The 16,131-nt window shown below is 29.8% G+C and carries 13 protein-coding genes and 2 other annotated features; of the genes, 12 read left to right on the top strand and 1 reads right to left on the bottom strand.

Annotated features, from left to right (window positions below; all coding sequences use genetic code 11):
- The first annotated feature begins 28 nt into the window (after nt 1–28).
- Nucleotides 29–823, top strand: a complete 795-nt coding sequence (locus K0039_RS14715; protein WP_228105828.1) for a putative sporulation protein YtxC — start codon at nt 29–31, stop codon at nt 821–823.
- 57 nt (nt 824–880) lie between these two features.
- Nucleotides 881–1,108, top strand: a binding site (T-box leader).
- 54 nt (nt 1,109–1,162) lie between these two features.
- On the top strand, nt 1,163–3,082 hold the full coding sequence (thrS, locus tag K0039_RS14710) for a threonine--tRNA ligase (RefSeq protein ID WP_228105827.1): 1,920 nt from the start codon (nt 1,163–1,165) through the stop codon (nt 3,080–3,082).
- A gap of 50 nt (nt 3,083–3,132) precedes the next feature.
- Here the strand turns inward: thrS and ftsH are convergent, their stop codons facing one another.
- The gene (gene ftsH / locus K0039_RS14705) at nt 3,133–4,533 is read right to left on the bottom strand and encodes an ATP-dependent zinc metalloprotease FtsH (RefSeq protein WP_228105826.1); all 1,401 of its coding nucleotides are present in this window, start codon (nt 4,531–4,533) and stop codon (nt 3,133–3,135) included.
- A gap of 352 nt (nt 4,534–4,885) precedes the next feature.
- Here ftsH and infC point away from each other — a divergent pair, with 352 nt between their 5' ends.
- The 10 genes from infC to K0039_RS14655 all read left to right on the top strand — a co-directional run bounded on the left by infC (nt 4,886) and on the right by K0039_RS14655 (nt 16,089).
- Nucleotides 4,886–5,452 carry a translation initiation factor IF-3 gene (infC, locus tag K0039_RS14700; RefSeq protein ID WP_228105825.1) on the top strand — a complete coding sequence of 189 codons (567 nt, stop codon included), beginning with the start codon at nt 4,886–4,888 and terminating at the stop codon, nt 5,450–5,452.
- Between the two features lie 27 nt (nt 5,453–5,479).
- Nucleotides 5,480–5,674 (top strand): 50S ribosomal protein L35, encoded by a 195-nt coding sequence (rpmI, locus tag K0039_RS14695; protein WP_228105824.1) that lies wholly within the window; start codon nt 5,480–5,482, stop codon nt 5,672–5,674.
- 76 nt (nt 5,675–5,750) lie between these two features.
- A complete protein-coding gene (rplT, locus tag K0039_RS14690; RefSeq protein WP_018592042.1) occupies nt 5,751–6,107 on the top strand; it encodes a 50S ribosomal protein L20 in 357 nt (118 codons plus the stop codon).
- A 215-nt stretch (nt 6,108–6,322) separates the two neighbouring features.
- Nucleotides 6,323–7,690 carry a TrkH family potassium uptake protein gene (locus K0039_RS14685; RefSeq protein ID WP_228105873.1) on the top strand — a complete coding sequence of 456 codons (1,368 nt, stop codon included), beginning with the start codon at nt 6,323–6,325 and terminating at the stop codon, nt 7,688–7,690.
- A gap of 28 nt (nt 7,691–7,718) precedes the next feature.
- On the top strand, nt 7,719–8,381 hold the full coding sequence (locus K0039_RS14680) for a potassium channel family protein (protein WP_228105823.1): 663 nt from the start codon (nt 7,719–7,721) through the stop codon (nt 8,379–8,381).
- 11 nt (nt 8,382–8,392) lie between these two features.
- Nucleotides 8,393–9,190: a TrmH family RNA methyltransferase gene (locus tag K0039_RS14675; protein WP_228105822.1), complete on the top strand. Its 798-nt coding sequence runs from the start codon at nt 8,393–8,395 to the stop codon at nt 9,188–9,190.
- 52 nt (nt 9,191–9,242) lie between these two features.
- Nucleotides 9,243–9,476: a binding site (T-box leader), on the top strand.
- A 70-nt stretch (nt 9,477–9,546) separates the two neighbouring features.
- Nucleotides 9,547–10,566, top strand: coding sequence for a phenylalanine--tRNA ligase subunit alpha (gene pheS, locus K0039_RS14670; protein ID WP_228105821.1), 1,020 nt, complete (start codon nt 9,547–9,549; stop codon nt 10,564–10,566).
- Nucleotides 10,567–10,584: 18 nt separating this feature from the next.
- A complete protein-coding gene (gene pheT / locus K0039_RS14665) occupies nt 10,585–12,978 on the top strand; it encodes a phenylalanine--tRNA ligase subunit beta (RefSeq protein WP_228105820.1) in 2,394 nt (797 codons plus the stop codon).
- Nucleotides 12,979–13,005: 27 nt separating this feature from the next.
- The gene (locus K0039_RS14660) at nt 13,006–13,602 is read left to right on the top strand and encodes a cell division protein ZapA (RefSeq protein WP_228105819.1); all 597 of its coding nucleotides are present in this window, start codon (nt 13,006–13,008) and stop codon (nt 13,600–13,602) included.
- Between the two features lie 75 nt (nt 13,603–13,677).
- Entirely contained in the window at nt 13,678–16,089 is a 2,412-nt protein-coding gene (locus K0039_RS14655; RefSeq protein WP_228105818.1) for a U32 family peptidase, read from the top strand.
- The last annotated feature ends 42 nt before the right edge of the window (nt 16,090–16,131 follow it).

Here is a 16,131-nt window from a genome sequence, read left to right as displayed (position 1 = left end):
CTTTTAATTATTTGGAAGGGGCGATACAATGACAGACAGAATGATGCAAATAAGTTTTTTACCCCAAGATATAGGACTAATTAAAGAATTTTTCCATGGAAAGAATTACTCTAAAATGATTAGTTATGATAAAACTTTAGACAGTGCATATGTAGATATGTCTAAAATGAAAAGTTGTGACACACTTTGCTCTGGTATTACAGATTTAATAATAAGTTTAATAAAAGAAAGAGATTTAAAAGAATACATATGGAAAACTTACACTAATATAAGTGAAGAGGATAAAAAAAGTGTATATATAGAAGCTGTAAATTTATTTGACAAAAAAGAAGATTTTATAAAAGAAACTATATATAGTAAAGTAAATGAATTTATTATAGAAAATAACGATTTAAATTTAGAAGGATTTGTTAAATTCAGAATGAAAGATTTTATTAGTTATATTTCTATATTAAGTGATATTGCAATGGAAGAACATTTAATAAAAAGGGATAAAAAAGAATTTCTAGATTCTTTAAGATATTTTATCGATATACAAGAAGAAAAGATGGAACTACTTAGAATTACAATTATGAAAGATGGTAACTTTGTACTAAGTGATGAAAATGGAAGAGAGGTTGAAAACCTTAATAATGAAGAGATTATGAATCTTGCTAAATCAGAAGATTTAAATAACGAAGATATTTTAATAAGTGCAATAATGACATTATGCCCTAAGAAAATAGAAATACTTGATAATTCAAACAATAATAAGTCAAAAGATATTATAGAAATGGTGAACTTATTATTTGAAGGAAAGGTAACGGTAATATATAGTAATTAATTATTATATTATGGTTGAATGATAAATACCTATCTGATATAATTAAAATTAATTAAAAATAGTGCGATGAAGAGACAAAGTAAAATAGATAAATTGTTTTACAGAGAAGATGAGCCTTGGCTGTGAGCTCGTCCAAAATAATCCTATTTGAAAACTAACTTGGAGCAGAATTTAGTAGCATGTATATGCGAAAGTATTCGGTTGACAACCTTATAGTCATCAAGAGGATATGTATATTATATATATCAACTTGGGTGGAACCACGAGATATAACTCGTCCCAATTTTTATGGGACGAGTTTTTTTATTGTTAAAATAATATATTTTAGGAGGAAAAATTATGATAAAAGTTACATTAAAAGACGGATCAGTAAAAGAATTTGAAAATGAACTTTCTGTCTTAGAAATTGCGAAATCAATAAGTGAAGGCTTAGCAAGAGCCGTTGTTTCAGCATCTGTTAATGATGAAGTAGTAGGACTTGACCATGTGGTTAAGGAAGATTGTACATTAAACTTATTTAAGTTTGATGATGCAGAAGGAAAAGATGTTTTTAGACATACTTCTGCACATATGTTAGCACAAGCTATAAAAAGATTATATCCTAAGGCTAAATTTGCTATAGGACCAAGCATAGAAAATGGATTCTACTATGATATAGATTTAGAAGAAAGATTAACTATGGAAGATCTTGCAAAACTTGAAGCAGAAATGAAAAAAATAGCTAAAGAAGATCAAAAACTTGAAAGATTTGAATTACCAAAAGAAGAAGCTCTATCTTGGGCTAAAGAAAATGGTGAAATATACAAAGAAGAGTTAATAAATGATTTACCAGAAGGTGAAATAATATCATTCTACAAACAAGGTGATTTCACTGATTTATGTAGAGGACCACACTTATCATCTACTAAAAAAGTAAAAGCTGTTAAATTACTTAGTGTAGCAGGTGCTTACTGGCGTGGAGACGAAAAGAACAAAATGCTTCAAAGAATCTATGGTATATCTTTTGAAAAGAATAAAGATTTAGAAGAATACCTACATTTATTAGAAGAAGCTAAGAAAAGAGACCACAGAAAATTAGGTAAAGAATTAGACTTATTCTTTATACCAGAAGAAGGTCCAGGATTCCCTCTATTCTTGCCAAAAGGTATGGAATTAAAAAATGCTTTATTAAAATATTGGAGAGAAATACATAGACAAGATGGATATGTAGAAATAGAAACTCCTATTATATTAAATCAAAAATTATGGGAAACTTCAGGCCACTGGTATAACTACAAAGAAAATATGTACACTGTAAATATAGATGAAGAACTATTTGCTATAAAACCAATGAACTGCCCTGGTTCTTTAATATACTATAATGCTAAACCGCATTCATATAAAGAGTTTCCAATGAAGGTTGCAGAACTTGGTAGAGTCCATAGACATGAATTATCAGGGGCTTTACATGGGCTTATGAGAGTTAGAGCATTCACTCAAGATGATGCTCATATATTCATGTTACCAGAGCAAATAAAAGAGCAAATAAAAGGTGTTGTAGACTTAATAGACAAAGTTTATAAGACTTTTGGATTTGAATATCATTTAGAATTATCTACTAGACCAGAAAAATCTATGGGATCTGATGAAGATTGGGAAGCAGCAGAAAATGGTTTAAGAGAAGCTTTAGAAGAATTAAACTTACCTTATGTACTAAATGAAGGTGACGGAGCATTCTATGGACCAAAAATCGACTTCCACTTAAAAGACTGTTTAGGAAGAACATGGCAATGTGGTACTATTCAATTAGATATGCAATTACCTCAAAGATTTGATATATCATATATTGGACAAGATGGTGAAAAACATAGACCTGTTATGATACACAGAGTTGCTCTTGGAAGTATAGAAAGATTTATAGGAATATTAATAGAGCAATATGCTGGTAAATTCCCAGTATGGTTAGCTCCAACTCAAGTTAAAATATTACCTATATCAGACAAATATATGGACTATGCAAATGAAGTTAAAAAAGCTTTATTTGATGCAGGTGTAAGAGTTGAAATGGATGATAGAGCAGAAAAAATAGGATTCAAAATAAGAGAAGCACAACTTCAAAAAGTACCTTATATGCTAGTTGTAGGAGAAAAGGAATCTGCAGAAAATCAAGTAGCTGTTAGATCAAGAGATAAAGGCGAAATGGGAAGCATGAACTTAAATGATTTCGTATCTATGGTAGTAAAAGAAGATGAAGAAAGAGTTAATATAGTTCAACAATAATTAATAAAATAGAAATAACCTAGGATTTTAATCCTAGGTTATTTCTATTTCTAGCAAGGCTCTTTTTGAATTAATGATTGCAATTCTTCTAAAGTCATAGTCTCCTTATCGTATAAATGATTAGCAACAATGTTTAAATCATTTATATTTTCTTTTAATAATTTTAAAGTTTCTTTATAGCAATGTTCAACAATTTGATTGGCTTCTTTTTGAACCTGTTGTGACATAAAAGATTTTGAGTTGCCTTCTATTGTCATAAAGCCTAATTTACTCATACCATATTCGCAAACCATTTGATCTGCAATGTCGGTAACTTTCTTTAAGTCATCTTTGGCTCCTGTAGATAAATGGTTAAAGATAATTTCTTCTGCGGCTTTTCCAGCTAGTAATATTTTGATTTTACCTATTAACTCTTCTTTTGTATAAATATATCTATCTTCATCTGGGAGCTGAAGTACATATCCTAGGGCCTCGCCACGAGGAACGATAGATATTTTCTGTATAGGGCAAATATTTACAATATTGCTAACTAAGGCATGGCCAGCTTCATGATAAGAAACAATTTTCTTTTCTTTTTCAATTAATACAGAGTTTTTTTGCTCTATGCCAGCAATTACTCTTTCTATAGCCTTATCGAAATGATAATTTGTGATTTCACTACTGTTGTCCCTTACTGCAAATATAGCGGCTTCGTTAGCTATATTTGCTAAATGTGCACCATTAAAACCATGAGTTTTACGAGCTAATAATTTTAAATCAACATCTTTATGTAATGGTTTATTCTTTGTATGAACTTTTAAAATTTCATATCTACTATTATAGTTAGGCGAATTGATACGTATATGTCTATCAAATCGTCCAGGTCTTAATAAAGCTTCGTCTAATAAATCTAGTCTATTTGTTGCACCGACTATTATAATATTGTCATCTTTATTAAAGCCATCCATTTCTACAAGTAGTTGATTTAGTGTTTGATCTTTTTCGTTGTTACTTTCAGAATGTCTTCTAGCTCCTATGGCATCAATTTCATCAATAAATATAATGCTTGGAGCTTCTTTTCTAGCTTTTTCGAAAAGAGTTCTTACTCTTTTAGCGCCTACACCAACGTATTTTTCAACAAATTCAGAACCTGTTACATTAAAGAAGGATGAATCTGTTTCTCCGGCAACAGCAGATGCTAGAAGTGTTTTTCCTGTACCAGGAGGACCATAAAATAATATTCCTTTTGGTATTTTCGCACCCATTTTTATATATTTGTCAGGAGACTTCATAAAGTCTACAACTTCGAATAGTTCTTCTTTTACTTCATCAAGTCCTGCCACATCTCTAAATGTGGTTTTGGGTTTACTGCTATTATGATCTTCAGAGCAGTTTTCTTTTTCCAGTTTTGTCTGAGCAAATACAGGAACTGGATTATTGATTTTTTTCAAAAAATTATTTATAATGTTCATATTAAACCACCTTTGAGGGATATAATTATTACTTACTTTATATTTTCCAAAGATGTAAAAATTTATTATAGAAATTTTAAAAAATAAACTTTTACATTAAGAGTATTGTCATAAAAGAAAGCTTAGAAACAGAAAAACTATAAATTTAATATATAGAAAAAAAATAAAAAAAATAGTTGACAAATAGCTCAAATGAGCGTATATTATATGGAGTAGTGATTAAAACTACAAAAAATGATTAGTAAAATAAGAAGAAGTCCGTTCTCGCCTTACGCCACAGGTTAGTAAGGTTAATATAAGTTTAGTTTATGTGTATTTCACAAACTAAGTGTAATTTTGACTTATATAGCGGATGATATTCAATCATTCGCTTTTTATTTTATATAAAACAATTTGGAGGTGTCCTACAATTAGCAAAGAATTATCAATCAATGATCAAATAAAAGATAAGGAATTAAGAGTTCTTTCAGAAACTGGAGAGCAGTTAGGGATTATGTCTTCTAGAGAAGCTCAAGCTATGGCAAATAGTAAAAACTTAGATTTAGTGAAAATATCACCAAATGCTAAGCCACCTGTTTGTAAAATAATGGACTATGGTAAGCATAAGTACGAACAATCTAGAAAAGAAAAAGAAGCTAGAAAAAATCAAAAAACTATAACAGTTAAAGAAATAAGACTTAGACCAGGTATTGAGGCTAATGATTTAAATACAAAAGCTAATAATGCTATAAAATTCCTTAAAAAAGGAGATAAAGTAAAAGTTGAACTTCGATTTAGAGGAAGAGAACTTGGACATAAAGATATCGGTAAAGAAGTTATGCTTAAATTTATTGATATAGTTAAAGAGTTTGGAGAACCAACAAAAGCCCCTGCATTTGAAGGGAATAACATGGTTGTAATTATAGATCCAAAAAAATAGATGATTAACTGAGAGGAGGAATTTATCATGCCAAAAATGAAAACTCATAGAGGAGCAGCTAAAAGATTCAAGAAAACTGGAAGCGGAAAATTAAAGAGAGCTAAGGCTTTCAAAAGTCATATATTAACTAAGAAATCAGCTAAAACTAAAATGAACTTAAGACAATCTGCTATAGTTAGCAAAGGTGATGCTGAAAGAATAGCACAATTATTACCATACTAAGAAGCAATTAATTAAACTTAAGTAATAGAATCGAAAATGAAAGACAACACACATAAGAATAAAGGAGGTCATGAACATGGCAAGAGTAAAAAAAGCAATGAACGCTCGTAAGAAGCATAAAAAAGTGTTAAAACTTGCAAAAGGATTCAGAGGATCTAGAAGCAAATTATATAGACCAGCTAACAATTTCGTAATGAAAGCATTAAAAAATGCTTATATAGGTAGAAAGTTAAAGAAGAGAGACTTCAGAAAACTTTGGATACAAAGAATAAATGCAGCTGCTAGAATGAATGGAATATCTTATTCAAGATTAATGAATGGATTAAAATTAGCAGGTGTTGAAGTTAACAGAAAAATGTTATCTGAAATGGCAATAAACGATCCACAAGGATTTGCTAAATTAGTAGAAGTTGCTAAAGCTAAATTAGCTTAATAGCTTCATATTATAATGAATACTAAGCATCTATAAGAGACAATAGTCGTTATAGATGCTTTTTTGCATAGATATCTTAAATTGCTAGAATAATAAGATAGAAGGTTAAAAATAATTAATATAGTATAATGTTGTTATTAGCTAGTAATTGTTTTATAATATTGGGATAGTTAAAATTCTTATAAATAAAGGAGGGGTAGACAGAATTGAAAACCATGTTAAAAAAGCTACTTAAAAAAGCAAATACTATGAAACCAGCACAAGTAATGGTTATAGGATTTGGGGTAGTGATATTATTTGGTGGACTTATATTAAATTTACCCATAGCTGCAAAGAGTGGGAAAAGTGTTGGACTTTTAAATGCATTATTTACATCCACTTCTGCCGTATGTGTTACAGGATTGATTGTAGTAGATACAAGCACTTACTGGAATGAATTTGGTCAACTGGTTATTATAAGCTTAATTCAAATTGGTGGATTAGGATTTATGACCATGGCAACCATGTTTTCTCTATTAACAGGAAAGAAAATAAATTTAAGGGAAAGATTACTAATACAAGAATCGCTAAATCAAAAAGACTTGTCAGGTCTTGTAAAACTTACGAGATACATAATTATGATGACCTTTGCTATTGAAGGTATAGGAGCTGTATTATTATCTATGGTATTCATACCTAAGTTAGGATTAATAAAAGGTATATGGTACAGTATATTTCATTCCATATCAGCATTTTGTAATGCGGGGTTTGACTTAATGAGTCCAATATCGGGTGAATATTCATCATTAACGTATTTTGTTAATAATTCATTAATAAATCTTGTGATTTGTGGGTTAATTATACTTGGAGGGATAGGGTTCCCTGTTTTATTAGATGTAATAAATAATAAAAAATACTCTAAACTAAATGTACATTCTAAAATAGTTATAAACACTACTGCAATACTTATTGCCATAGGATTTTTATTTATATTTATTGTAGAGTTCAATAATAAAGGCTCCCTAGGTGGGCTTAATATGAAGGAAAAATTATTATCTTCGTTATTCCAATCAGTAACACTTAGGACAGCTGGATATACTACTATAGATTTAACTTTATTAAAAGAAAGTACACTATTCTTAATGATAATTTTAATGCTTATAGGGGCATCTCCAGCATCAACAGGTGGAGGTCTTAAGACAACTACTGTTGCTACTTTATTTTTAACAGTAAAATCATTTATTTTGGGCAAAGAAGATATAGAAGTCTATCAAAGAAGAATAAGTAGTACAACAGTTAGAAAATCACTAGGGATTTTCTTTATAGGTGTATTTGTAGCACTATTTGGTACATTAGTGCTTACTATAGTAAGTCCAGGATTTTCCCTACTTGAATCTGCATTTGAAGTAGTATCGGCATTTGCTACTGTAGGATTAAGTCTAGGAGGAACACCTACATTAACAGCCTTTGGAAAAATAATAATAATGATATTAATGTTCTTAGGAAGAGTCGGATCTCTTACTATTTTCATAGCATTACTTTCTAGAAGTAATAAAATGAAATCAAAAGTTAGATATGCAGAAGGAAAGATAATAGTAGGATAAGAATTATAAGCTTGAAAGGATGAAATTTATGAAACAGTATATAGTTATAGGGTGTGGAAGATTTGGTTCATCTCTTGCCACAACTATGAATTTATTAGGCCACCAAGTTATGGCTATAGATAAAAGTGAAGAAATAATTCAAAATTTATCAGATAAAGTTACTCATGTGGCAGCAGTAGATGTTACAGATGAATATGCTTTAAGATCTTTAGGATTAGGCAATTTTGATGTGGCTATAATAGCAATAGGATCTGATATAAGAGCATCTATAATGGCTACTCTTATAGCTAAGGAAATGGGTGTAGAGCAAGTAGTATGTAAGGCTAAGGATGAATTACAAGCAAAAGTTTTATATAAAATAGGAGCAGACAGAGTTGTATTTCCAGAAAGAGACATGGGTATAAGAGTTGCTCATAACTTAGTCTCAGACAATATACTGGATCATATAGAATTGGATCCAGAATACTCTATAATGGAGATTGTGACACCGAATAAATGGATAGGTAAAACATTAATAGAACTTGATTTAAGAGCAAAATATGAAATTACTATTTTAGCTATTAAAGATGGGGACGACATAAATGTTATTCCTTCACCACAAGAGCGACTACAAGAAAATAGCATTTTAGTAGTAATAGGAAAAAACAGTAATATAAGTGCTATTGTTGCTAAAGACAAAAATTCAAAATAGGAGAATATAAAATGCCTATAAACATAAGTAGTAAAGATAATGAAAAAGTCAAGTATACTAAATCATTATTAAAAAGCAAAAATAGACAAAAAGAATCAAAGTATATAATAGAAGGATATAGAATTTTAACTTTAGCAATAGAATGCAATGCAGACTTAGATTATGTATTTATAAATGAAACTTTTGAAGAAAGAGAAGAGTATAAAGACTTTTTAAATATATTAGAAGAAAAAGATATTAAAATATTTAAAACTACAAATAAAATATTTAAAGAGTTGGTAGACACAGAAAATACGCAAGGTATTTTAGGTGTAATTAGGTTTAAAGAGAAAAAAATTGAACATAATATTAATCATAAAGATAAATTTGTATTAATATTAGATAGAATACAAGATCCAGGTAATATGGGAACAATAATAAGAACAGCGGATGCATCAGGTGTAGATGCAATAATTGCATTAAAAGGTTGTGTAGATATATACAATCCAAAAGTAATCAGATCAACAATGGGTTCCATTTTTGACATGAAAATCATACACTGTACCCAAAGAGAATGTTTACAAGAATTAAGGTCAAAGGATTTTAAAATAGTTTCTAGCTACCTTCATACTGAAAATTACTATCACGAGACAAAATATTATGATAGAACAGCTTTAGTAATAGGCAACGAGGCTAATGGAGTTAATGATGAATTAATAAATCAATCAGATATATTAGTTAAAATACCTATTTATGGAAATGCAGAATCATTAAATGCTGCTATTTCGTCAGCTATATTGATGTATGAAATTAAAAAAAATTTAGTTTAATATGTTGAAAATACAATATTAAGTATGTTATAATTGTACAAAAACTATATATAAAAAAGCTATGATAGAGAAAAGTATTATAATTTAACTTAGGCAAGAGAAAAATACATTTGCTGTGAGTATTTACTAAGTATTTATAAGAAGTTCACTCTGGAGCATTAAAGCTGAACAGAAATCAGTAGGTTTTAACGTTGAACGCGTTAAGTTTTGTTGAGTGGTTTATTAATATTTTTATATTATTAAACTACTAGGGTGGTACCGCGAATAACAGTCTTTCGTCCCTAGATAGGGATGAAGGGCTTTTTTTATTGCAAAGAAAGTAAAATATCATGAAAATATATGAAAGGGTGAAAAAAGTGAAAGAACAATTAATAAGCTTAAAAGAAAGAGCTTTAAGTGAAATTAAAGCATCTTCTTCTATGGAAGAGTTAGATAGTCTTAGAGTAAAGTACTCTGGTAAAAAAGGTGAACTTACGGCTATATTAAAAGGTATGGGCAAGTTATCTGCTGAGGAAAGACCGGAAATAGGGAAAATAGCTAACGAAGTAAGAGAAGCGATAGAAAATCAAATAAACACAAAAAAGGAAGAAATTAAGAAAATTGAGTTAAACAAAAAGTTAGCTGAGGAAGTAATAGACGTTACTATGCCTGGAAAAATTTTTAAATTTGGTAAAAGACATCCAATAACTCAAATAATAGATGAAGTAACTGAAATATTTATGGGAATAGGATTCTCTGTGGCAGAAGGTCCAGAGGTTGAAACAGTAGGAAATAACTTCGATGCATTAAATGCACCTAAGAACCATCCGTCAAGAGATATGACAGATACATTCTACTTCAATGATGAATTACTACTTAGAACACAAACATCTCCAGTTCAAGTTAGAACAATGAGAAGTGAAGAATTACCAATAAAAATAATATCTCCAGGTAGATGTTTCAGAAATGACTCATTAGATGCAACACATTCACCAATGTTCCACCAAATAGAGGGATTAGCAGTTGGGAAAGATATAACTATGGCTCAATTTAAAGGAACTTTAGAATTATTTGTTAAGAAGTTATTCGGAGATAACACAAGAATAAAATTCAGACCACATAACTTCCCATTCACAGAACCAAGTGCAGAAATAGATGTTACTTGCTTTAAATGTGGTGGTAAGGGATGTCAAATGTGTAAAGGTGAAGGTTGGATAGAAATACTAGGAGCAGGTATGGTTCATCCAAATGTACTTAGAAACTGTGGAATAGATCCAGAAATTTATAGTGGATTTGCTATCGGTATGGGTGTTGAAAGACTTGCAATGCTTAAATACGAAATTGATGATATAAGGTTATTAGTTGAAAATGATATGAGATTTTTAGATCAATTCTAATAAAAGGAGGAAAATAAAATGTTAGTACCTGTAAAATGGATAAGAGATTACGTTAATATAGATATGGATACAGTTGAATTTGCTGATAAAATGACTATGACTGGAACGAAGGTTGAAACAATAGAATTTTTAGGAAAAGAAATAAGTAATGTTGTAGTTGGAAAAATAGAAGAAATAAAGCCACATCCAAATGCTGATAAACTTGTAGTTTGTCAAATTAATGTGGGGGAAGAAGAACTTGTACAAATATGTACAGGAGCTAAAAATATTTCTGAAGGAGACTATATACCAGTAGCTAAAGTTAACTCTACATTACCTGGAGGAATAAAGATAAAAAAAGGTAAGTTAAGAGGAGAAGCATCTCACGGAATGTTATGTTCTGCTGAAGAATTAGGAATAGATGAGAGCTTTGTTAACGAAAGAAGTAAAGATGGAATATATATCTTAAATGATATGGAAAACCTAGTAATAGGGCAAGATATAAAAGAATTCTTAGGATTAAATGATGCAATAATAGACTTCGAATTAACAGCAAATAGATCAGACTGTAGATCTATGATAGGTATAGCTAGAGAAGCTGCTGTTACTATAGTAGGAAAAATAAAATATCCTGAAATAGAAGTAAAAGCTTGTGATGAAGATATAGACTTTGAAGTAAAAGTTGAAAGTCCTGACCTTTGCATGAGATACGGAGCTAGAATAATTAAAGATGTTAAAATAGAGCCATCTCCATACTGGATGCAGAGAAGACTTATAGAAGCTGGTGTTAGACCAATAAACAATATAGTTGATATAACAAACTTCGTAATGTTAGAACAAGGTCAACCATTACATGCATTTGACTTAAATGAACTTCCAACTGGAAAAATAGTTGTAAGAAATGCAGTAGAAGGCGAAAAATTTACTACATTAGATGAAGTTGAAAGAACTTTAGATAAAGATATGCTTGTTATAACTGATGGTGAAAAGCCAGTTGCTATAGCAGGTGTAATGGGTGGACTAAACTCAGGTATAACTGATAATACTACAGCAGTATTATTTGAAGGTGCAGCATTCAATGCTGATAGTATAAGATTAACTTCTAAGAAACTAGGTCTTAGAACTGAAGCATCTGGAAGATATGAAAAAGGTGTTTGTACAGAACTTTCAATAACAGGTGTGGAAAGAGCTTGTCAATTAGTAGAAATGCTTGGTGCTGGTAGAGTTCTAAGAGGAACTGTTGAAGATTATCCAGTTAAACAAGAAGTTCAAACTTTAACTGTAAATCCATCAAGAATAATAAAAAATATAGGAATAGATTTGTCATTAGATGGATTTGTAAAAATATTAGAAGACTTAGAATTCAAATGTGATTTAAAATCTGATGACGAAGTAGTTATAGAAGTTCCAGCGTTCAGATTAGACATAGAACAAGAAGCTGATATATATGAAGAAATAGCTAGAATATACGGGTTTGAAAATATACCATCTGAACAATTAGAAGGAAATGCAACTGCTGGTGTTAAAACTCCACAGCAAAAATTCATGGACAAAATAAAAAACACAGCTACAAGTATAGGATTATATGAAATATTAACTTATTCATTTGTAAGTCCAAAATCATTAGATAAAATAAAATTACCTGAAGATGATAAGAAAAGAGATTACATTACATTAATTAACCCACTTGGAGAAGATACATCAGTTATGAGAACGACAATGATGCCAAGTATGTTAAATGTATTATATACAAACGTATCTCGTAAAGTTGAAAGTGGATTAGCCTTTGAATGTGGTCATACATTTACTCCACAAGAAGGATTACCAATAGAAGCTAATCACTTATGTGTAGGTATGTACGGTAAAGATGTAGACTTCTTTGTATTAAAAGGTGCATTAGAAACAATACTAGATGCAGTAGGATTTGAAAACTATGAGATAATACCAGAAACTAATAATACTACATTCCACCCAGGAAGATGTGCTACAATAATGTATAATAATATATATATAGGTACTTTCGGAGAAGTTCATCCGGAGGTTATAGATAACTATAACCTAGGGCAAAGAGTTTATCTTGCTGAGTTAGATTTAGATTTAATATTTGAAAACTCAGATAGAACTATAATATACAATCCATTACCAAAATATCCATCAACTTCTAGAGATATAGCTCTTTTAGTTAAAGATGATGTTATAGTAAAACAAATAGAAGATATAATAAAAGCTAATGGAGAAGATTTATTAGAAAGTTATAAATTATTCGATGTATATAAAGGTTCACAAATAGCTGACGGATATAAATCAATAGCATACTCTATCATATATAGAAGTAAAGATAAGACTCTAACAGATGGGGATGTAAACAAAGTACACCAGAATATAATAAGAGAGTTAGAAGAAAAGCTAGATGCGAAATTAAGATCAAACTAACTCATCTTTGATAGGGGGATTAGTGAGATGAATAAGGTAGTTGTGAGGATTTTAGGTTCTGAATACAACATTGTTGGTAAAAATCCAGAACAGATGAAAAACGTAGCAAGGTATGTAGACGGAGAAATGAATAAAGTTAAAGAGGGTAACCCAAAACTAAGTTCACTTACTACAACTATAGTTGCATGTTTAAATATTGCTGATGAGTTATTTGATTGTTGTCATGAAAATGAAGGACTACACCAAGAGATGGAATCATTAAAAAAAGGAATGAGTAAACCAAATGAAGAAGTTCAAAGTGAAGTTAACAAAATTACCGGCGAATTAGACCAAAAAGAGCTAGAGATAATGGAAAAAGATTATCGAATAGAGGAGCTCGATGAACAAATAAAAGAAAAAAATGAAAAAATAGAAAATCTAAGCAAAACTACTGAAGAAATGAAGTTAGAATTAGAAAAATATATGGCTGAAATTAAAAGTTTAAAAGAAGAAAATGAGGAAGCTAAACAAAGAGCCGAAGCAGCAGAAAGTATAGCATCTCAGTGGCAAAATAAAACTTATGATTATCAGCTAAAATATGCAGAGCTAGAAAATCAGTTGAAAAATAGAGAAGGTGCTCTATAAAGAAAATAAAGGGGGGTGTTTCAAAGGATTATTAACTTTTGAAACACCCCTTTGACATAAGAGCGGAGGTATAATATGAAAGAAGTTGAATTATTAGCTCCTGTTGGCTCCTTTGAATCATTGAAGGCAGCTGTACAAAATGGAGCTAATGCAGTTTATCTTGGAGGTAAGGATTTTAGTGCCAGAGCATCTGCCAATAACTTTGATAGAGAAGAGTTAAGAGAAGCTATAAAATATGCACATATTAGAGGTGTAAGAGTTTTTGTTACAACAAATACTCTTATAAAACAAAATGAGCTTAAAGATTTTATTGAATATGTAAAATTTTTATATGACATAAATATAGATGCATTAATATTACAAGATATAGGTGCAGCAATGACAATTAAAAAGATTCTTCCAGATTTTGAACTTCATGCTAGTACGCAGATGGTTGCTCACTCTTTAGAAGATGTAAAATATTTAGAGAGTATAGGTTTTGACAGAGTAGTACTTGCAAGAGAATTAAATGTGGAAGAAATTAAACATATTTGTGACAATACTAATGTTGATATAGAAGTATTTGTTCATGGAGCGTTATGTGTTTGTTATTCTGGTCAGTGTTTAATGAGTAGTATGATAGGAAATAGATCAGGGAACAGAGGAAGATGTGCTCAGCCTTGTAGACAAAGATATACAATGATTGATATTAATACAGGAGAAGAGGTATCCTCAGAGGGCGATTATTTACTTAGTACAAGAGATTTAAATGCTATAGAAGAAATAAATCAAATTATTGATGCAGGAGTACATTCTCTTAAGATTGAAGGAAGAATGAAAAAGCCAGAGTATGTGGCAACTGTTATAGGAAGCTACAGAGATGCAGTTGATGATTATTTAAGAAGTAAAAAAGTAAATGTATCTCATGATATAATTGCTGACTTATACACTATATTTAATAGAAAGTTCACAAAAGGTCTTTTACTTGGAGATGTGGGAAAAGATGTTATGAATTCGCAGGTACCTAATAACCAAGGTTTGTATATAGGAAAAGTAGTGGATTATAACAAAAAAGCAAAGAGACTAAAAATAGCTTTAGAAGAGAACCTAAAAAAAGGTGATGGAATTAATTTAGGTGGAGGAGTTATTGGAAGGATCATAAAAGGTAATGAAATTACTGATATTGGATATAAGGGTGAAACTATAGAGATAGACTTTATAGGAGAAGCTAGAAGAAACCAAATGATATTTAAAACTTCTGATACTCAATTAATGGACAAGGTTCAAAGCACTTTTAAACAAGATAAAGAGCTTGTAAAAAGTTATATTGATGGAGAAATAAGTTTAAAATTAGGACGAAATCCTATAATTAAATTTAAAGATTTAAAAGGCAATAAAGCTGAAATCATTGGTGATTTTATTATAGAAAAAGCTTTAAAAGTACCAATGAGTGAAGAAAAAATAGAAACTCAATTAAGAAAACTAGGTAATACTCCTTATCAGTTAAGAGATTTAAAAATAGATTTAGATGATAACATAAGCTTACCAATTAGTGTAATTAATCAAATTAGAAGAGAGTGCATTGATAAGTTAAGTGAAGAAAGAATAGAGATAAAAGATAGAAAATACAAAGACGAAAAAGTAAGTTACAGTCCACAAAGAGCTATTAGATTAAAAGATAAAAATTTAAGAGTGAAAGTTAAAAACTTAGAACAATTAAGAGAAGTTGTAAACTTTGAAATAGATGCTATTTATTATGAAGATGCATCAACTATTGAAGATGCTATAACAATAGGAAAAGAAAACAATAAAAAAGTAATTTACTCAGCACCTAGAATTATCAGAAATAAAGAATATAATAGATTAAATAAAATTAAAGAGTTAAATGAAGAAAGTATTCAAATAGGAACTCTAGGTTCAATAGATTTCTTTAAAAATAAAAATTTCTGTATAGATTATTATTTAAATACCTTTAATAGTGAAACAATAAACCATTTTAAAGAAGAGGGAGCTACAACTGTTTGTATCTCACAAGAACTCAATATGAATGAGATTGAAGAAACATTGATTTATACTGATTTAGATGTGGAAAGTGTGGTTTATGGATTTGCACCAATGATGATAAGCGAGTACTGTCCTATGGGCGTTATAGTTAGAAATTGCAAAAAAGATAAAAGGTGTAAAGAATGCAGTGAAGGTAGATATGCACTTAAAGATTTTAAAGGCGAAGAATATAGATTATCACAAGACATATTCTGTAGAACTACAATATATAATTCTAAACCAACTTGTGTGCTAGACAATTTAGAAGAATTAAACAATATTGGTGTAAACATATTTAGGCTAGATTTTACGAGAGAAAGTACAAGTGAAATAAGAGAAGTATTAGAGGCTTATATTGAAGTTATTAATAATAATTTCAGATTAGGAGATAAATCTAATAGATTATATAAAAAATTAGACCAAGAAGGAATAACAACATCACATTTCTACAAAGGAGTAGAATAATTTATAAACAAAAAGTACTAAGGGATTATTAATCCTTTAGTA

It is taken from the genome of Terrisporobacter mayombei, assembly GCF_020748465.1.
GTDB classification, from domain to species: Bacteria; Bacillota; Clostridia; order Peptostreptococcales; family Peptostreptococcaceae; genus Terrisporobacter; species Terrisporobacter mayombei.
The sequence above is the reverse complement of the archived record's forward strand: the minus strand, read 5'-3'. Positions and strand labels throughout refer to the sequence as shown.